The 17,942-nt window shown below is 52.4% G+C and carries 17 protein-coding genes; 9 read left to right on the top strand and 8 right to left on the bottom strand.

Features of this window, described 5'->3' with window-relative positions; all coding sequences use genetic code 11:
• The first annotated feature begins 246 nt into the window (after window positions 1–246).
• Window positions 247–444: a hypothetical protein gene (locus AACZ40_RS08955; protein ID WP_291171162.1), complete on the top strand. Its 198-nt coding sequence runs from the start codon at window positions 247–249 to the stop codon at window positions 442–444.
• Window positions 445–657: 213 nt separating this feature from the next.
• Window positions 658–1,068 carry a hypothetical protein gene (locus AACZ40_RS08950; RefSeq protein WP_339674103.1) on the top strand — a complete coding sequence of 137 codons (411 nt, stop codon included), beginning with the start codon at window positions 658–660 and terminating at the stop codon, window positions 1,066–1,068.
• Between the two features lie 118 nt (window positions 1,069–1,186).
• On the opposite strand, the gene AACZ40_RS08945 is transcribed toward AACZ40_RS08950, so the two are convergent.
• The 6 genes from AACZ40_RS08945 to AACZ40_RS08920 all read right to left on the bottom strand — a co-directional run bounded on the left by AACZ40_RS08945 (window position 1,187) and on the right by AACZ40_RS08920 (window position 8,171).
• A complete protein-coding gene (locus tag AACZ40_RS08945) occupies window positions 1,187–1,945 on the bottom strand; it encodes a YHS domain-containing protein (RefSeq protein ID WP_291171159.1) in 759 nt (252 codons plus the stop codon).
• Between the two features lie 186 nt (window positions 1,946–2,131).
• A complete protein-coding gene (ilvE, locus tag AACZ40_RS08940) occupies window positions 2,132–2,989 on the bottom strand; it encodes a branched-chain-amino-acid transaminase (RefSeq protein WP_291171157.1) in 858 nt (285 codons plus the stop codon).
• Between the two features lie 185 nt (window positions 2,990–3,174).
• Window positions 3,175–3,921 carry an ABC transporter ATP-binding protein gene (locus AACZ40_RS08935; RefSeq protein ID WP_291171155.1) on the bottom strand — a complete coding sequence of 249 codons (747 nt, stop codon included), beginning with the start codon at window positions 3,919–3,921 and terminating at the stop codon, window positions 3,175–3,177.
• Window positions 3,922–4,002: 81 nt separating this feature from the next.
• On the bottom strand, window positions 4,003–5,598 hold the full coding sequence (locus AACZ40_RS08930) for an FtsX-like permease family protein (protein ID WP_291171152.1): 1,596 nt from the start codon (window positions 5,596–5,598) through the stop codon (window positions 4,003–4,005).
• Between the two features lie 65 nt (window positions 5,599–5,663).
• On the bottom strand, window positions 5,664–7,145 hold the full coding sequence (gene lysS, locus AACZ40_RS08925) for a lysine--tRNA ligase (RefSeq protein WP_291171150.1): 1,482 nt from the start codon (window positions 7,143–7,145) through the stop codon (window positions 5,664–5,666).
• 210 nt (window positions 7,146–7,355) lie between these two features.
• Window positions 7,356–8,171: a Nif3-like dinuclear metal center hexameric protein gene (locus AACZ40_RS08920; protein WP_291171149.1), complete on the bottom strand. Its 816-nt coding sequence runs from the start codon at window positions 8,169–8,171 to the stop codon at window positions 7,356–7,358.
• Between the two features lie 165 nt (window positions 8,172–8,336).
• Here AACZ40_RS08920 and AACZ40_RS08915 point away from each other — a divergent pair, with 165 nt between their 5' ends.
• The 5 genes from AACZ40_RS08915 (at window position 8,337) to AACZ40_RS08895 (ending at window position 12,310) form a co-directional block, all read left to right on the top strand.
• A complete protein-coding gene (locus AACZ40_RS08915; protein ID WP_291171147.1) occupies window positions 8,337–8,528 on the top strand; it encodes a hypothetical protein in 192 nt (63 codons plus the stop codon).
• Window positions 8,529–8,691: 163 nt separating this feature from the next.
• Window positions 8,692–9,633 (top strand): DUF1559 domain-containing protein, encoded by a 942-nt coding sequence (locus AACZ40_RS08910; protein ID WP_291171145.1) that lies wholly within the window; start codon window positions 8,692–8,694, stop codon window positions 9,631–9,633.
• Window positions 9,634–9,966 (top strand): hypothetical protein, encoded by a 333-nt coding sequence (locus AACZ40_RS08905; protein ID WP_291171143.1) that lies wholly within the window; start codon window positions 9,634–9,636, stop codon window positions 9,964–9,966.
• A 26-nt stretch (window positions 9,967–9,992) separates the two neighbouring features.
• Complete coding sequence (locus AACZ40_RS08900; RefSeq protein WP_291171140.1) at window positions 9,993–11,099, top strand: hypothetical protein; 1,107 nt, start codon at window positions 9,993–9,995, stop codon at window positions 11,097–11,099.
• Window positions 11,096–12,310, top strand: a complete 1,215-nt coding sequence (locus AACZ40_RS08895; RefSeq protein ID WP_291171138.1) for a VCBS repeat-containing protein — start codon at window positions 11,096–11,098, stop codon at window positions 12,308–12,310. The genes AACZ40_RS08900 and AACZ40_RS08895 overlap by 4 nt, the downstream gene beginning before the upstream one ends.
• Window positions 12,311–12,329: 19 nt before the next feature.
• Here AACZ40_RS08895 and AACZ40_RS08890 read toward each other — a convergent pair whose 3' ends face one another.
• Both AACZ40_RS08890 and AACZ40_RS08885 read right to left on the bottom strand, forming a co-directional pair.
• Window positions 12,330–13,493 (bottom strand): glycosyltransferase family 4 protein, encoded by a 1,164-nt coding sequence (locus AACZ40_RS08890; protein ID WP_291171136.1) that lies wholly within the window; start codon window positions 13,491–13,493, stop codon window positions 12,330–12,332.
• A gap of 95 nt (window positions 13,494–13,588) precedes the next feature.
• Window positions 13,589–14,680: an SPFH domain-containing protein gene (locus tag AACZ40_RS08885; RefSeq protein WP_291171134.1), complete on the bottom strand. Its 1,092-nt coding sequence runs from the start codon at window positions 14,678–14,680 to the stop codon at window positions 13,589–13,591.
• Between the two features lie 665 nt (window positions 14,681–15,345).
• Between AACZ40_RS08885 and AACZ40_RS08880 the strand changes: the two genes are divergently transcribed.
• Together AACZ40_RS08880 and AACZ40_RS08875 are read left to right on the top strand one after the other, a co-directional pair.
• Window positions 15,346–16,446, top strand: a complete 1,101-nt coding sequence (locus AACZ40_RS08880; RefSeq protein ID WP_291171132.1) for a peptidylprolyl isomerase — start codon at window positions 15,346–15,348, stop codon at window positions 16,444–16,446.
• A 236-nt stretch (window positions 16,447–16,682) separates the two neighbouring features.
• Window positions 16,683–17,921, top strand: a complete 1,239-nt coding sequence (locus AACZ40_RS08875) for an aminotransferase class I/II-fold pyridoxal phosphate-dependent enzyme (RefSeq protein ID WP_291171131.1) — start codon at window positions 16,683–16,685, stop codon at window positions 17,919–17,921.
• Window positions 17,922–17,942: the final 21 nt, after the last annotated feature.

Below are 17,942 nucleotides of genomic sequence, written 5' to 3'. Positions count from 1 at the left end.
GCCCGGAGCACCAGTCGGTTAATATCACGTAACCTGTTGAAAGTTTTTAAGTTAGTGCAAAGATGTCTCAAAACAACATGTGGAGATTCGGCAACAGATTTGCAGAAAGCCCTGAAATGAGGTCGAAAATCAGAATTCGCTGCCAGGGATCTGAAAAACGCTCTTCACCTGAAAACCAATTCCTGCTATGAAACGCCCCGAATATCGTAGGGGGTATTGTTCATATTTACTGGGAAGGGAATCCCAATGATGCGTCTACAATTACGCCTTGCTGCCTGCTGTTCTCTGCTGTGCGTCATGACCTGGACGGGCTGCCAGATGGGAAATGACGGCCCGATCACAAGCAAACTCGCATTTCGCGGCGTTCCCAGGCAGAGTGAACCTCCTGTCGAAACGGAAGAGGAAATCGAAAACCGTCTCGCAGAAGAATCTGCAGAAGAATAATTCGGCAACTGTTAAGATAAATCGACCTGGGGCAGACTATTTCCCTGCAAGTCTTACTGAAACGGGAAATTCAGGAATTCTGTCTTCAGAATCAGTCGATGACGATAGAAGACGAAATCCAGGTTGACCACAAGGTCAGTGGGATGTATCGGATTTCGGGCAGCACTGATGTAAAGCGTATTTGACTTGGACAAGGATGGAATAAGTCAACAAATGAACGGGCTACGATCAACCAGAGTATTATGCGTCCTGACGCTCTTATTCTGCGCACAGACGGGATGTCAAGGTCTGGGAAACAAATGGTTCCAGATGGACAGTAACAGCCGCTCACCTTTTTTCGGGTTGGAATTTTATACGAAGAAGGACAAGCAGGCGACTCCGGTGCAAAATGTCTCACAGCAGCAACCTGTTGAGCTTGAGCCAGCCATCATTCAGACCAAAGCAGAAGAATCATCCCGATTTACCCGGCTCCCCAGGTGGCTGAATCCGATGTCAAAAAAATCGGCTACCGAGGAACGAATTCCGCTGCCGCGCACGGATCTGGCTGAAACAGAAGTCATTCTGGAAGAAGCTCCTGAGGACAAAGCCACGGGTGAACTGGGCTCTTCCCTGGAAAATTTCTAACGCATCCCATTTTGGCAAAGCATCTCTCGTACGATTATTCTCGGGTCCCAATGACCAGGAGACGCTGCATTAGAAATGCACACAGTCGCACGGGGATCCTGCTTAACCACAGTTCGATTCAGTCCGACTTCTGTTTCCGGCGTGCTTCTGCTTTCTGTTTCGCTTCCTCGATATACGTTTCGGGATCTTCATCGAAAGCCTGCTTACAGCCGCTGCAACAGACGTAATACGTCTTTCCCTGGTAGCTGACTTGAATTGTTCCTGCACCACCGGTGACGATACACTCCGGTCCGCCGCTCCCGGGATCTGCCAGCCGGGTTCCTTCTCTGGTGTAACCGACTTCGGCCAGGCGGTAATAAAATGACTGCCCCTGGTTACGCTGCTCAAACAGTACGAGGGTCCGTTTTTCATTCAGGCGGCGGATCGAAATTCGATAGATGGCTCCTTCTGAATCGGGGGCTGACTCGAGGATCAGGGTGTCTTTATTTAACGTTCCCGTATAATCGCGTTTGGCCCCATCCGGAAGAATGGTCGCAAGTTGGTATCGCTTCTGTTCCGGGTCATAACTGAGGGACGCGGATTTGAGGAATTTCCCATCGGTGATCTCGTAGTCAATGCTGGTGGATTCGGGTTTAAATTTCCAGACCCACTCTGCATTTTCCGACCAGGCCCCTTTGCGGGAATTGCGTTTAATCATGCCGACCCCGCGCCAGCCACCAATCAGGGAATTGAACTCTGCTAAAGCCTGCTTGACCGTCTGTGGATCTTTTTTCGCTTCAGGGGCAGCATTATCGGCTGGTTCACCCTGCACAACAGCCACACAGAACAGCAGCAGTGACACACTCAGAATACGGACAGCGGGTCTTGAAATTCGCATGAGCAGGTTTCCGGACAGGACAGATCAATTCAAATTCACTGAGAGAATTAACACCAGGACAGCACCAACAGGTCGCGCTAACCGGCGAATTCTTATCGTATCACAGGAAAAGACTCATGCAACAGGCATTCAGATCACAGGCCGATTTCGACTGATTCCGGAATCTCAACCTGCGCTGCAGCACTGTTATTCCCGCGTGAGCTGTTTGAATTTTTCGTTGAGATCTTTCGTCATCGGCCCTGGCTTGCCAGTCCCGATCTGGCGGCCATCGAGTTCCACCACAGGGATCACTTCCGCAGCAGATCCTGTCAGGAAGCATTCGTCAGCCACGAAAATATCGTGACGCGTAAACGGTGACTGGTCGACGGTGATTCCCGACTGCTCAGCCAGCCTGATCACGGCATTGCGAGTGATGCCTTCCAGAATCCCGGCATCCACAGACGGGGTCTTCAACACACCATTTTTCACAATGAAAATATTGTCGCCGGTACATTCCGCGACTTCCCCTTTGTGGTTCAGCATCAATGCCTCGATACAGCCGGCATCGGTGCCTTCAATTTTCGCGAGGATATTGTTCAGATAATTGAGTGACTTCACGCGGGAAGACAATGCAGCCGGGTGATTGCGAATCGTGGCGGCAGTGATGATTTTCAGACCGTCAATATACAGCTGCGGATCGTAAAGGGAAATGTTATCCGCAATGATGATGACCTGTGGATGGCTGGTGCGGCGAATATCCAGACCCAGAGAACCCGCTCCGCGCGTGATGACCAGTCGGATGTAGCCATCTTCTATCTTGTTGGCGGCGACCGTTTCATTGATGGCCGAAACCATTTCCTCTTTCGACAGGGGGATTACCAGGCGAATCGCCAGGGCGCTTTCATACAGGCGATCGATGTGCTCCTGGATCAGAAACACTTTTTTATTATAGACGCGAATGCCTTCGAATACGCCGTCACCATATAGCAGACCATGATCAAATACACTGATCTTTGCTTCTTCCTTGGGAAGCAGTTTTCCGTCAATATAAACTTGGAGCGACATTGGAATCTGGTACCATTCTCAAAATAGGCCGAGGTACGGCTGGCTGGTTTTGACGGAAGATTAATCCGACGTTGAATTCAGTGAAATCCATCTCCGTCAGAAGCATCACGTGCAACGGCGTACGCCATTGACACAACGCGGGCGACAGTGGTTCAAACCAGCAGCGGTACGCTGATCGTTTGTCACTAAGCGGGAACGGAAGTGGCGTGGGATTTCCCCAGAACCTCAATCTGACCTTCCAGCAGACGAACCGTTCGATGCGCCTGGGCGGCGATCGAATTGTCGTGCGTCACCATGATGATAGTCAGCTGTTCCTGCTCATTCAAGTTGGTCAGCAGGTTCATAATTTCTTTACCGGTACTACTATCCAGATTTCCGGTAGGCTCGTCCGCCAGCAGGATCTGGGGCTTGGCAATCAAGGCCCGGGCAATGGCGGCCCGCTGCATTTCTCCACCCGACATTTCTGATGGGCGGTGCTTGATTCGATGCGACAGACCCACTTTTTCAATAATCTCTAACGCGTCCTCACGAAACTTCTTTTTCTGCTTCCAGTATTCCCATGTCGAGTACCGGATCATCAGCGGGGAAAGGACATTTTCCAGTAGATTCAGCTCAGGCAGCAGATGATAAAACTGGAAAATAAAGCCGAACACCCGGTTGCGAATCTGATCGCGGGCATGATCGGGCAGATCATCAATCCGCTGGCCTTCCAGCTGGATTTCGCCGATGTCGGGAGAATCAAGGAGTCCAAACAGATGCATCAGCGTGCTTTTTCCTGATCCGGACTGTCCCACGATCGACAGGAACTCCGCCTTCTGAACATCCACATCAATGCCCCGCAGCACGGGAACTTTGTGTTTGTCTTTTCGATAAGCCTTTTCGATGGCAATCGCCGATAGCTGGGGATGAGGCATGGATAAGGTCTCAGTCATGAATTCATACTCGACATAAACGGGAAACAACAGTGGATGATACTTTTCCGTGTTTCACAAAGTGGCTCAACGAGCAAATCGTTATTCGTAACGCAGTGACTCCACAGGATGGAATCGAGCAGCTTTTCGCGCGGGTAAAATACTGGCAAGCACGGCAATCACCATCGCACCAATGGCGACCCAGAAGACCATCATTGGATTCACGTGAGTCGAAATTTCAGGGAAGTAATAAATGCGCTGGTCGAATACTTTTCGCCCGGTGATCCAGGTAATCGCCTTTTCAATTTCATTGATGTATCTCACAAACAACAGACCGACAATTACACCAACCCCACTCCCCACCAGGCCTAAAGCCAGGCCATAGGACAGGAAGATCGACATGATGCCGTTTGAGCTGGCACCCAATGCTTTGAGCACGCCGATATCGCGTGTCTTTTCGATTGTGATCATGAAGAAGATCGCCAGGATTCCAAAGCCGGCGACGGCAATAATCAGAAACAGCAGCACATTCAGGATCGCAGATTCGACTTCGACGGCAGCCAGCAACGGTCCCTGTTTGTCTTCCCAGGTCCGCACGCGAAACTTGCTGGCAGGCAGTGCTTCTTCCAGCTTGCTGACGACCATGGCGGCATCTTCCGGACGTTTCAGTTTAATTTGAATTGATGTGATCGATTTCTCCCCGCCGCCGATCATGCCTCGCATTTCCTGCAGGTATTCGAGATTACAGAAGACCAGGCTGCTGTCGTGCTCGCTCATGTTACTCTTGAACAGATCAACGACCGTCGCGTTAAAGTGTGTCGGCTCGGGCGGTTGTCCGGCAGTGACCGTACTGATTTTGACATCATCTCCTGGTTTGACAATCTGGAACGTTTCCGTTTTACCGGTTTCCGGATCTTCATAAGGAAAACTCACCAGACCATACCCGATATACACGCGGCCCGGCAGTGGACTGCTGGGATCCCGTTCTTCTTTTTCTTCAAAAGCGGACACCTTCAGGTCTTCGCCGAAGGGATTGGCCGTTGGATTTGCTTTATGAGTACCTTTCGGTTTCGGCGTCTGATCAAAGGGGGATGCCGTCTCTGACTCATTGGCGAACTTTGGTGCCGGCAGTGGCTCACTCGACTCGACCGGTTCTTCGAAAGACACCTGTTCGTTCTGTTCGATCGGCGGGGGATTGTGATTCCAGCGTTCGACCATCCATTGGGCGCGCGTGGTCCATTCCTTGCGGTAGGCCATCGCTTCCGGCGAGAGTTCCCAGTTGGGAATGTCGTTGTCTTTCGTATGTTCCAGATACTGGGCCAACGGACCGACGGTGGCTTTGGTTTCGGGATCGATGCCGATCAGGGTGACCGGCTTGCTCTGCCACTGCGAACCATATTGCACGCTGAGCATGGCATAAATTTCGACGGTCTCCGTCATCCCCGCAATATCATCACCAATGGCACGCTGGATACTGTTCTTGATATCTTTGGTAACGGGTTCGCCGTCCAGTGAATTGGTTTCCACAATCACATCCGCGAGGATGCCTCGCAGACGGGTTCGCATATCCGTGCTGAAACCATCCATCACACTGTTGACGACAATCATGGTCGCCACGCCCAGGGTCATGCTGATGATACTGGCCAGCGCAATATAGCGGGTTCTCAAATAACGCAGGCATAGCAGTGATTTGTACATACGGCCAATCCTTTGGCTGATTTTCAGTCGACAATCAAAAGCTGATTGCCGGGGTCATCCATGGTTTACTCAGGTTGTGAAGGCTGACCTTCCGGTCGAAGCAGTGGGAAGTAGATGACGTCGCGAATGCTGTGACTGTTCGTCAGCAACATCACGAGACGGTCAATCCCGATTCCCAGCCCTCCAGCCGGTGGCATACCAACCTTTAACGCTTTAATAAAATCTGTATCCATCTTCGCCATCGAGTCTTCTTCTGAAAGACCGGACAGTTGAGTCTGGAATAATTCTTCCTGCAGTAGCGGGTCATTCAGTTCGGTATATGCATTCGCCAGCTCCATCCCCTGCACGAACAGTTCGAACCGCTCGGCAATATTGGGATCAGCCTGCTTCCGCTTGGTCAGCGGACAGATCGAGGCGGGGTAATCAATGACGAATACAGGCCCGGTCAGATGTTTTTCGCAGGTGGCTTCAAACACTTCGTTCAGAACCACGTCGGGGTGCACGTTTTCCGTTTCAATCCCATGCTGTTTTGCCACGGCGGCAACCGCAGCCGGGTCAGACGGATCACAGCCGGCGTGCTCTCTGACGAGGTCGAGATATTTTTTCCGTTCCCAGGGGCCGCTGAAGTCAATCGTTTCATCTTCGCCCCAGGGAAGTTCCATGGTTTCGCTGATCGTTTTGACGGCGTCGGTGACGATGGCTTCAGTCAGATCCATCATCGTTTCATAATTGCCATACGCCTGGTAGATTTCGATCATCGTGAATTCGGGATTGTGTGTCGCGTCAATGCCTTCATTACGGAAGACGCGTCCGATTTCATACACGCGTTCGATCCCGCCGACCATCAATCGCTTGAGGTGCAGTTCCAGGGCAATCCGCATGTAGAGTTGGATATCGAGCGTATTGTGATGGGTAATAAAGGGCCGCGCTGCAGCTCCACCGGCGACGGCATGCAAGACCGGGGTTTCGACTTCCGCGTACTTGTGATTACGGAGCGTCTGCCGCACGGAATCAATGATCTGACTCCGCTTGAGCATCTTTTCCAGAACGCCTTCGGTATAAATCAGATCCAGTGAGCGTTGTCGCAGCAGCAGTTCGACATCTTTCACGCTGTGATGTTTTTCTGGAGGCTGTGCCAGGGATTTACAAAGTACGGTCAGCTCTTTCACGAAGACAGAAATCTCGCCGGTCTCGGTCCGTCGCAGACAGCCATCAATGCCGATCAGGTCGCCCAGATCGAGTGTTCCCATCAGTTCCCACTGGGCATCGGTCAGATCACCGCGGGAAAAGAGCAACTGGATTTTGCCGGTCCAGTCTTTGATGTCATAAAAACGGAGTTTCCCCGCTTTACGCCGCAGCATGATGCGGCCCGCGATTCGTACTTCTTCCCCGTCTTCTCCAGATGCTTCCGGGGCCTGCGTACGTGCGTCAGCGATCGGAATATGGCCGTCAAACCGCTGACCCCAGGGATCAAATCCGAGTGACTGTATTTTCTCTAACTTTTTAATCCGTTCTGCTTCAAAACGGTTGGGTTTCGCGTTGGACATCGAAATTTTTAAGTCTTAAGTGAGCTGGTTGTTACAGATTGAGACACCTGGGAACTAAATTGTGTTCAGAGAGTGTGTCAAAAAAGAGGATCTAAACGACTGAGAGAGGGGGGATAATGGCGAAATCTGCCGATCAGGTCAATGGCAACCAGGATGGAATATACATAGTGCCATCTAAATCAGCCCTGAATCACCGATTTGACTCATTTTTTACTCTCCATCACAATCCCACTGCAGGGGATCTGTCTCTTTTTGACTCGCCCAGGTCGTCAATTTTGGAAACTGTTGCTGCAGCAGGTGAGCCATCTGCTCCATCGCCGGACGCTCGGTAGCGTAGTGACCGGGCAGAATCAATCCCATTCCCAAAGCCCGCGCTTCCAGGCAGGCATGAAAACGGGCTTCGCCGGTCAACAGAACCTGACAGTCGTGTTGGTGGGCATCTTTTAGAAATTCTGCAGCTGCCCCACAGGCAATGCCGACCCGTTGCACTTTCAGACCAGGATCTCCCACAAACTGCAGTGCGTCGATCTTGAGTGCCTGCTTGATTAACTGATTGACCTGCGCCAGCGTAAACTCAGCCGGCAATGAGCCGAAACGCCCTGCCCCCTGCTCGGGCAGTTCCGGTTCTGCAGTGGAATTCAGTGGCCTGAGAATCCCGATATCTTCCAGTCCCAGCAGTTGGGCCAGTTGCCAGTTGATCCCCTGTTCGGCACTGTCATAGGATGTATGCGGGCTGTAAACGGAAATTTCTGCCTGGATCAGGGCCAGCAGCATTTTGCCTTCTACGGTGTTTGAGGTAATCTGCTGTATCGGGCGAAACAGGATCGGGTGATGGCTGATGATTAAATCCGCGTTTTCAGCAATCGCTTCAGCGGCCACATCCGGGGTCAACGTCAGGCAGGTGAGTATCCGGCTGACCGGCTGATTTTGGTCCCCCGTTAATAAACCGACATTATCCCAGCTCTCCGCCAGAGCGGGGGGAGCGAGGTGCGTCAGATATTCCTGAATTGCTGCAACATCCGTCATGGTGATTTTTACTCCGGGTCTCCTGAAGTGTCTGTTTTCCAGAAATCGGGTGTCCGGGTCTCTGGAGATATCAAATCTGAATTGATCAATGTATCATACAGCACTATACTTTGTGTAACCAAAGACAACAGATTCCTTTCTTCGAAATAAAACAAGGTCAGGTCCATGAGTCTGAAAGCACGTTTGATTACTCTGTTTGTCATCGCCTTCGGCGCCTGTATCATTCTGAACGGACCACAGATCCTGGTCTATCTGATCGCCCAGGCTGCGATCTCAGGCACTTTCATCGCCCTGTGCCTGAAGAAAGAGCGCGAAATCATTGCAAAGCAAAATCAGGCAGAGACGGCAACGGAATAATTTCCGAAAACGTTCACCTTCAGACTGCTTTTTCGGTAAAAATGAAGTTTACCACGCTTGAATTCCGTTGACTGACAAGACAGTCAAGATGGCAAATGGTTAGAATGTTGAGTGATGTTTTTCACCTGCAAAGAAGCACTCTAACCACAAAGTAACCTTCAGAATGTATTTTTCGAACTCTCCCTCTACCTCTCCCCAGATTGACCAGCAGCCTGCCAGAACGTTCCACAAGCGTGGCTTTACCCTGATTGAGCTCCTGGTCGTCATCGCCATCATCGCGATTCTGGTCGCATTGCTGCTGCCTGCCGTTCAACAGGCACGCGAAGCCGCCCGGATGGCACAGTGTAAAAATAACCTGCGTCAGATTGTGCTGGCCTGTCATATGTATGCGGATTCCAATGGCGGATACTGGCCTCGTGCGGCTCCCGACTCGCATGTAGGGCTGGGCGGTAAAAAACGCTGGCACGGGGAACGCACCACCAACGATGCGACCACAAAGTTTCAGGCGCACCTGGGGCCACTGGCTCCCTTTCTCGAACAGAGCACTGGTATCAAAAAATGCCCGACCTTTGGAAACTTTGCCGCGCACGGCACTGTGGCCAATGCATTTGAAGGGGGAACCGGAGGTTACGGTTACAACCAGGCTTATCTGGGGGGAACATCCTGGAAGAATACATATCCCACTAACAACATGGTCGCCACGAACATGCGGGAAATCGGCAGCCTGGCACGGACGGTCGCATTTTCTGACGCCGCCCTGGCGCAGGGCTTTCCTGATTTACACATCATTGAGTACAGCTTTATCGAACCCCCTTTCTTTATCGACAACTGGGGCTCGCCTGACTCAACACCTCCAGTACCTCCCACTTTTGAGGAAACCCCCTGGCGTCCTGATCCTTCGATCCATTTCCGACACACGGGAATCATAGCCAATATCGGCTGGGCAGACGGACGTGTGACCTCAGCAGTCATGTCGGGAACCGGCACGTCAGCCTATGGAGGAGACCCCAGGAAATATCAGATCGGCTGGTTCGGGCCGATGGACAGTAACATCCTGTTCAGCAACAAAGATAAACTGGAAGCCGAGATGGGAGGCGTGCATTAAATGCGTATCCCGCATCACCTGTTTTTGCTGTCAGCACTCTGTCTGCTCTACACCGGGTGTGCAGAAGAACGCCCCTTTGTACCTCAGCCTTCCGCCGAGTATGTTGTCGTCCTGGATGAAAAAGGGAAACCCGATAATATTCTACTTGAGCAGTTTTTCAAGAAGCAAGATCATCTTGCAGGTGTTAAAATACTGGTCATCGACAAACAGAGCAAAGGACACGCCCTGATTACGCCGGCCGAACTGTTAAAACAGAATCCGAACGCGGGCCGCTATCTGATCTTCAAACACGATGATCCAGAGCGACCGTTTGACGATCTTCCTCAACAATAAAAATACTCTTCATCTGGAATGACAATATGCACCGATTGATGTTACCTGCAGTCCTGCTGCTCAGCCTGTTCACAACGTCTGTTTCTGCACAAACCGTCAAGACGATTGCCGGCACAGGAAAAGTCGGCCATACCGGCGATGGTGGGCCCGCGGTAGAAGCCCAGGTCGGCGAACCCTATGGCCTGAGCCTGGGACCGGACGGGGCACTGTATGTCTGTGAAATCAAAAGTCACGTCATCCGTCGCATTGATGAAAAAACCGGAAAGATCTCGACCGTTGCCGGTACGGGAAAAAAAGGCTACAGCGGCGACACGGGAGCGGCTCTGGAAGCAGAACTCAATGAGCCTTATGAAGTCCGCTTCGACAAAGCAGGCAACATGTACTTTGTCGAGATGGTTAATAACATCGTTCGGCGCGTCGATGCTAAAACAGGAAAGATTTCCACCGTCGCCGGCACAGGCGAAAAAGGCTTCTCCGGAGATGGTGGCCCGGCAACAAACGCCACATTCTCGCGTCCGCATTCGATTGCGCTGGATAATGACAACAATCTCTACATCTGCGACATCGGTAATCACCGGATTCGACGCGTCGATCTGACAACCGGCACTGTCAGCACATTTTCCGGTACGGGGGAACGGAAGCCCACTCCCGATGGCGCGAAAGTCGAAGGCACTCCACTCAACGGTCCCCGGGCCCTGGACTTTTTCGCCGATGGCTCCAAGAAGGGTTCTCTGTATCTCGCGTTGCGTGAAGGAAACAAGGTATATCGCATCGATCTGGAGGATCAGACTTTACATCACATCGCCGGCACGGGTAAAAAAGGATATACGGGACATGGCGGCCCTGCTGAGAAAGCGACACTTTCCGGCCCGAAAGGAATTTCCGTCGCACCCAATGGAGACATCTACCTGGCTGATACGGAAAGTCACACCATTCGCGTCATCCGTAAAAAAGATGGTACGATTGAAACCGCCGTCGGAGACGGTAAAAAAGGGGATGGCCCCGATGGCGACCCGGCGCAGTGTCGCCTGGCACGACCGCATGGCGTGTATGTGGGTCCAAACGGGAACGTCTACATCGGAGACAGTGAAACTTACCGCGTTCGCAAGTTAACAACAGGAACTCATAAATGAACAATCACATCTACCATCGACTGAGTCTTTGCTCCGTCTTCACGCTGCTGGTTTTGCTGACTGCTCCGCTGACACTTTCCGCCGGCAAAACCTGGCAGCGACAGCAACTGGATGCCGCTTTCCGTTCGGAAGGTTCTGCAGCAGCTGACGTGAATAAAGATGGTAAGATGGATGTCATCGCCGGCGACGTCTGGTACGAAGCCCCCGACTGGAAAATGCACGAAATCCGCAAACCGGGAAAATTCGTCGCCGGTGTAGGATATAGTGACAGCTTCTGCAATTTTGCATATGACATTAACCAGGATGGCTGGACCGATTTCATTTATGTCAGCTTTCCCGGCAAAGAGTTTTACTGGTATGAAAACCCAAAAAATGAATCAGGTCACTGGAAAGAACACCTGATCTGGCACAGCATCTGTAATGAGACGCCTCAGTTTGCTGATCTGACCGGTGATGGCAAACCCGAGCTGATTTTCGGATCTCAGCCTGAACAGCAGATGGGTTACCTGGAAATTCCCTCTCCCGACCTGGCTGACAAAAAATGGACCTTCACGCCGATCAGCAAACCCGGCGATCCCATGAAGAACGGAACATTCAAATATTACCACGGACTGGGTGTTGGTGACTTCAACAAAGACGGACGCCAGGATGTGCTGATCCCCAATGGCTGGTGGGAAGCACCGGAAGTCCTGGAAGAAAGCCTGTGGGAATTCCACCCGTTTACACTGAGCGTGAGTGGATCAGAACCCTCTGAAAAAATGGCTGATCTGCACGTGGAAGACCTCGACATGGATGGCGACATGGACATCATCGGCAGTTCTGCTCACGAGTTTGGTGTCTGGTGGTTTGAAAACCTTTCCGGCGGAGATGAGCCTAAATTCAAAGCGCACCTGATTGATAAAAGTTATTCCCAGACGCACGCCATGCACTTCATTGATATGAACGGCGACGGACAGCGAGACATGGTGACCGGCAAACGGTTCTTCGCCCACAATGGAAAAGATCCGGGTGGAAAAGAACCGGTCGTGATGTACTGGTATGAAATCAAACGCAACAAAAACGCCGCCCCGGAAATCATTCCGCACAAAATCGAAGCCGGCAATGACACAGGCGTAGGGACCCAGTTCTCCATGGCGGACATGAACGGTGATGGACGCCCCGATATCGTCCTCTCCAACAAAAAAGGGGTGAATGTCCTGATCCAGAAATAGATCGGACCAGCGACTTCAATCAAGCCTGACGTTCATCCAGGACCCGCTGATAAATTTCGCGTAGTCGGCGGGTCATGGTCTGGTGACGAAACTGATCGGTAAAGCGCTCGCGTCCCGTCTCACCGAACCGCTGTCGTTTTTCCGGATCAGCGGCGAGCTCAATTAACGCCTGTGCCAGTGGTTCAATCGACTCGGGTGGCAGCAGATAACCGGTTTCACCAGGGATCACCACTTCACGCGCTCCGTCCACATCGTAGGAAACGACGGGCTTGCCAGCGATTAACCCCTGGGGCAGCACCCGGGCCAGCCCTTCCCAGACACTGGTATGTACGACAATGTCCATCGCGTGAATCAGTTCCGGAACGCGTTCGGGGGGAACCAGTCCAGCGAAAATAAAATGTTCCGACAGCCCCAGCTCAGCAATCCGCGCTGCGAATTCCGCCCGAAGAATGCCATCGCCGATCAGCAAGAACCGGACCTCGGGCTGCGCATCGACCACCTGCTTTGCCGCTTCGATCAGATATTTGTGCCCTTTCAGATGAAACAGCCGCGCCACTTTGCCGATGACGATCTGCCCCGGCTGGATCCCCAGTTCACGACGCACTTCTTCCGGCGGTCGAGGCGGTGTCAGAAACGGTTCCACTTCCATGCCACTGTAGACGGTATCGCAGCGGTCCCTGGCAGTAATACCTGCGGCTACGTACTGATCGGTCATGGCATCACAGACGCTGATGAGCCGGTCACAACGCCGGGCGGCCCACTTCTCTGCAGCGATGTATGCATGATAATTCACGGGGGACTGGCCGAAATGAAAGGCAGCGCCATGGATCGTATGTACGGTCGGCAGCTTCAGTTTCCACGCGGCAGCCCGTCCCAGAATTCCCGCTTTGGAACTGTGTGTGTGAACCAGATCGGGCTGGTAATTCCGCAAAGCAGTAATCAGCTCCCGATACGCACGCCAGTCATTCAGCGGACTGATACTCCGCGTCAGATGCGGGAGGATCTGCAGATCAAAGCCCCCCTGCTCTGCGCGGGGAATGAGCGTCCCCTCCGGGCCATCAGTGGGCCCGGTCATCAGGATCACTTCATCCTGGTAATCCCGGTACTGATCTTCGACCGTGTAAAGCGTATTCTGCTGCGCGCCGCCGATAATCATACGAGTGATAATATGAGCGACTCTCACGCAAACACCAGCCTCTGATCTCTCTGCCCGGGGCAGACTGATTTCACTGTCAGTATCACTTTCATGCCATCCACGTTCTCGGAAATCATGTTCGCTTAACCAGCCGGTGGAGGGGGAGGTGGTGTCGCCTGAAAGTAAGTCGCGAGCTGAGGCACCTGGCTCGCCGGTAACCAGCCTGACATTCCGGCTGACCAGACATGCGTCTGATCGGTAATCTGCCCGCCGGCGATTCCCTGTGAAATCTGCTCCAGGGAATAGGGTCCCTGCGACTGACCATTCACGGCGACATGCCAGGCTGCTGGTGGCGGCGGCGGTGTCATCTGACCGGGGGCTCCCATTCCGGGAGACTGCATCATCCGGTTCGCCATTGCGAATCCCATACCCAGTCCCATTCCATCTGCTGCGCCTCCCCCGGAAGGATTTTCGGCAGCCGAGAGCATCGCCTGTCCCATCTGGAACTGCTGGAATTTGTTCATATCGCCAATTACACCCATGCTGGTCCGGGTATCCAGGGCTTTTTCTACTGTTTCCGGCAGTGAGATATTCACAATCAGCAGCTGCGGGGTTTCCAGACCATATTCGTCATCAATCCGCTCGTTGACCAGTTTTTTCAGTTCCAGAGAAATCTCGGTGTATTTCGAAGCGAGGTCCAGCGCCGCATATTTTGATTCCCCGATCAGGTCGGCAAACGAGCTGTTGATGATGGAGCGTAACAGTTCGTTGATCTCTTCTGAATGGAATTCCGCATTGGTGCCCACCAGTTCCTTCACCAGGATTCGTGGATCGTTGGCTTTGAGTGAATAGTTCCCGAAAGCGCGGAGACGAATTGGGCCGAATTCCGGATCGCGAAGCATGATGGGATTGGGGGTTCCCCATTTCAGGTCAGTAATCTGTGTGGTGTTGACGAAATAAACTTCCGAGCGGAACGGGCTGTTGAAACCATGTTTCCAACCCTGCAGGGTCGCCAGGATTGGCAGGTTATCGGTTTTGAGCTCATAATTTCCCGGCTCAAATACATCGGCCACCTGCCCGCGATGCACAAACAAAGCCATCTGTCCGGGCCGGACAATCAGCTGGGCACCATTTTTAATTTCGTTCTGATAACGGGGAAACCGCCAGGTCAGGGTATGTTTTGAATCATCGATCCACTCAATGATATCTACGAGCTCGGCTCGCAGTTTATCCATCCAGAATCCCATATTGATGTCCCTCGTCTCTGTTACTGCTGATTGTTGAATCTGGTCTGTTCGAATGATCTGCCTGACTGAGCCTGCTGATTTTGTCTGGCGCAACTGGGAAATGCCGACAGGCGGGCTGCCTGTCACCTGATTGTAACCCGCTCTCAACTTTGATCGCAATCAAAGAAATCACTGACCTGCTGAATAATCAAAAATCGGACTCGCTGCCTGTTCTGTTTTTTCAGCTGGAATCAACGTCTCACGGGAAGCGGGTCTCTGGAGAACGCATTCCATCACCCGCTGGATCAAATAATCCGTAAAAAACAGCTGTAGCTCAAAGCGATCGGGGCGAAAAAACGGACTTTGCAGCCCCGGATGTATACAGATATCAGGTTCCATAAATTGCTGTTGACCTGTTTCGTTGAAAGTTTTACATTTCCGCCGCGCTCTAACGGTAGAGCTTGAGACATGGAAGTTTCGTAAATCTTCTGACGACAAAGTATCAACGTGATTAGTGGCTCCGAAGCCGTCTGTTTTGACCTGTTCGGAATCGCTGCCTGACGATCAACAGCCCCCAAGCAGGATCGTCATATTCAGTGCCAGTCGCTGGTGGCTGAATTCAGTCAATCACATGATTCCCCCGCGTCGGATACAAAACATGGAGATTTTTAGCAATGGGCGACCCATTCCCAAACCCGCATGCGACCAAAGCCAAGACAAACTCAAAACGAAAAATCATCTTTTTCGCAGCCGGGACAGGACTGGTTCTTCTCGCTGGCGTCCTCTTGTTCCAGACATTCAATGCCAAAACTGGTGCCGCCGGTGAAGACAAATCTGCGGGTACGGTCCGCATTTCCGGAAATCAGCCCTCGGCTCGCTCGCAACCGGTTGCCAAAGTCGGCAGCGTGGTGATCAGCGAAGACGAACTGGCTCGTGAGTGTATCGCCCTGTATGGACCGGAAGTTCTGGAAAATGTGATCAACCGGGCCATCATCGAACAGGCCTGTCAGAAAGCCGGCGTGAACGTCGAGCAGGCAGAAGTGCATGCCGAAGTGGAAAAGATCGCCAAACGCTTCAACCTGGATACCAAAACCTGGTACGAAATGCTGCAGGCTGAGCGTAAAATGAATCCCAACCAGTATCGTCGCAACGTAATCTGGCCCATGCTGGCACTGCGAAAACTGGCAGGGCAACGCACCAACCTGACCCAGGAACAGGTACAGAAAGCCTTCGTCCGGGATTACGGCCCTCGCGTCAAAGCCCGCATGATCATGATGGACAACCTGAGCCGGGCTCAGAAAGTCTGGGATGATGTCAAAAAGAACCCTGCCGACTTTGAACGGTTTGCCCGTGACTATTCCATCGAGCCAAACAGCCGTGCCCTGGGTGGTGCGATCCAGCCGATTCCTCAGTTTTCTGAAAATGAAAGCCTCTGGAAAGCCGCCTTCAAACTCAAAGAAGGGGAAGTCTCCGGTATCGTACAGATTGGTCTGAGCCGTTATGCGATTCTGCTCTGCGAAGGCCGGACCGAACCCATTGTGAGCAGCCTTGAAGAAGTGAAAAACCAGCTGGTTGACCAGTTGACTGAAGAACAGACCCAGGAAGCGGTCGCCCGCGTGTTTGCCAAACTCAAAGAGCAGACGCGTGTCGACAACTACATTACAGGTTCAACCACCGGTGGTGTCTCACAGACTTCAGGCACGAACTTCAGCAATGGTCAGGTCAACCAGGCCATCCCCAGCCCCACACAGGGACTGAACGGTGCTGCCCGGTAATTCACTCCTGAAACAGAGAACCAGTTAGACTTTGCGTGTGTCAGTCCTGATTTACTGACACACGTTTTTTTATGTGCTGATCAATCTGAGAAAAATATGTCACATTCATCAGGCGCATTTTCTGGTGTGATCGCGTAAAATGGTTTCAGCCAGGCCAGATCCCGCTCCGTGAGCGAATTTGTCGTCCTGGCAGATAGTCGATAAATATTCCTTGTAGAACAGGCAGTCTTTTCATTATGCGTGGCGAATCGGAAGTTCCTTCTTCAGACGACGGCTTTACCATCCCCGTTGCTGAACGTGTAAAGCGTTTACCCCCTTACCTTTTTGGAAAAATCAATAAGCTGAAATACCAGAAACGTGTGGCGGGCGTGGATGTGATTGACCTGGGGATGGGGAACCCGACGGATCCGCCCGACCCGCTGATTGTCGAGAAAATGTCAGAAGCGCTTTCCGACCCCCGGAATCACCGCTATTCTGTCGCCAACGGGATTGCCAACCTCAGAAAAGAAGTGACGTCCCGCTACTGGAAAAAATATGGGGTCCGCCTCGATCCGGATACGGAAGTCGTGACCTGTATCGGCTCCAAAGAGGGATTCAGCCACATGTGCCTTGCATTGATGGGACCAGGAGATACGGCAATCGTGCCTTCCCCCTCGTTCCCGGTCCATGTTTACGCTGTGATGCTGGCTGCAGGAAACGTCATCGAACTCGACGTCCGCCAGCCCGATCAGTTCCTTTCGAACATCGCCTACACCTGCGAGCACCTGTATCCCAAACCCAAAGTCGTCGTGGTGAACTTCCCCCACAATCCCAGCGCCACCGTCATTGAACAGGACTTCTACGTTGAGCTGGTTCGACTGGCACGCAAGTATTCATTCCTGGTCATCAGCGATTTCGCTTATGCCGACATCTGCTTTGATGGTTACAAGGCTCCCAGTTTCCTCGCGACTCCCGGTGCCACCGAAGTCGGCGTGGAATTTACGACCATGAGTAAAGGTTTCAGCATGGCCGGCTGGCGTATCGGCTTCTGCTCAGGGAATTCGGAAATGGTCCGTGCCCTCTCGACCATTAAAGGTTATTACGATTACGGCCTGTTCCAGCCTGTGCAAATTGCTGCCATCGTCGCCATGCGACACTGTGAAGCAGCTGTCGACAGTATCGCCGCCGAATACCAGATGCGACGCGATGTCTTCTGCGATGGCCTGGAACGCCTCGGCTGGGAAATCGATCGCCCCAAAGCGGGCATGTTCGTCTGGGCCAAAATCCCGGAACCCTGGGCTAAGATGGGGTCAATCGATTTCGCAATGAAACTGCTCGACGAAGGTGGTGTTGCTGTCAGCCCGGGGCGTGGGTTTGGCGAAGACGGCGAAGGCTATCTGCGGATGGCGATCGTCGAAAACTCACAGCGACTCCGTCAGGCAGTCAAGCAGATCGGCAAAGTGATGAAATCGGAAGAAATCACTGCAGATAAGTAACACAGGCAAGTAATCCGGCAG

This window comes from uncultured Gimesia sp. (assembly GCF_963972345.1).
Lineage (GTDB): Bacteria > Planctomycetota > Planctomycetia > Planctomycetales > Planctomycetaceae > Gimesia.
The sequence above is the reverse complement of the archived record's forward strand: the minus strand, read 5'-3'. Positions and strand labels throughout refer to the sequence as shown.

What these genes read in the sequence shown, in the direction of transcription:
- AACZ40_RS08955 (WP_291171162.1), top strand. Translation starts at nt 247, where the DNA reads ATGATGCGTCTACAATTACGCCTTGCTGCCTGCTGTTCTCTGCTGTGC.
- AACZ40_RS08950 (WP_339674103.1), top strand. Translation starts at nt 658, where the DNA reads ATGAACGGGCTACGATCAACCAGAGTATTATGCGTCCTGACGCTCTTA.
- AACZ40_RS08945 (WP_291171159.1), bottom strand. Translation starts at nt 1,945, where the DNA reads ATGCGAATTTCAAGACCCGCTGTCCGTATTCTGAGTGTGTCACTGCTG.
- ilvE (WP_291171157.1), bottom strand. Translation starts at nt 2,989, where the DNA reads ATGTCGCTCCAAGTTTATATTGACGGAAAACTGCTTCCCAAGGAAGAA.
- AACZ40_RS08935 (WP_291171155.1), bottom strand. Translation starts at nt 3,921, where the DNA reads ATGACTGAGACCTTATCCATGCCTCATCCCCAGCTATCGGCGATTGCC.
- AACZ40_RS08930 (WP_291171152.1), bottom strand. Translation starts at nt 5,598, where the DNA reads ATGTACAAATCACTGCTATGCCTGCGTTATTTGAGAACCCGCTATATT.
- lysS (WP_291171150.1), bottom strand. Translation starts at nt 7,145, where the DNA reads ATGTCCAACGCGAAACCCAACCGTTTTGAAGCAGAACGGATTAAAAAG.
- AACZ40_RS08920 (WP_291171149.1), bottom strand. Translation starts at nt 8,171, where the DNA reads ATGACGGATGTTGCAGCAATTCAGGAATATCTGACGCACCTCGCTCCC.
- AACZ40_RS08915 (WP_291171147.1), top strand. Translation starts at nt 8,337, where the DNA reads ATGAGTCTGAAAGCACGTTTGATTACTCTGTTTGTCATCGCCTTCGGC.
- AACZ40_RS08910 (WP_291171145.1), top strand. Translation starts at nt 8,692, where the DNA reads ATGTATTTTTCGAACTCTCCCTCTACCTCTCCCCAGATTGACCAGCAG.
- AACZ40_RS08905 (WP_291171143.1), top strand. Translation starts at nt 9,634, where the DNA reads ATGCGTATCCCGCATCACCTGTTTTTGCTGTCAGCACTCTGTCTGCTC.
- AACZ40_RS08900 (WP_291171140.1), top strand. Translation starts at nt 9,993, where the DNA reads ATGCACCGATTGATGTTACCTGCAGTCCTGCTGCTCAGCCTGTTCACA.
- AACZ40_RS08895 (WP_291171138.1), top strand. Translation starts at nt 11,096, where the DNA reads ATGAACAATCACATCTACCATCGACTGAGTCTTTGCTCCGTCTTCACG.
- AACZ40_RS08885 (WP_291171134.1), bottom strand. Translation starts at nt 14,680, where the DNA reads ATGGATAAACTGCGAGCCGAGCTCGTAGATATCATTGAGTGGATCGAT.
- AACZ40_RS08880 (WP_291171132.1), top strand. Translation starts at nt 15,346, where the DNA reads ATGGGCGACCCATTCCCAAACCCGCATGCGACCAAAGCCAAGACAAAC.
- AACZ40_RS08875 (WP_291171131.1), top strand. Translation starts at nt 16,683, where the DNA reads ATGCGTGGCGAATCGGAAGTTCCTTCTTCAGACGACGGCTTTACCATC.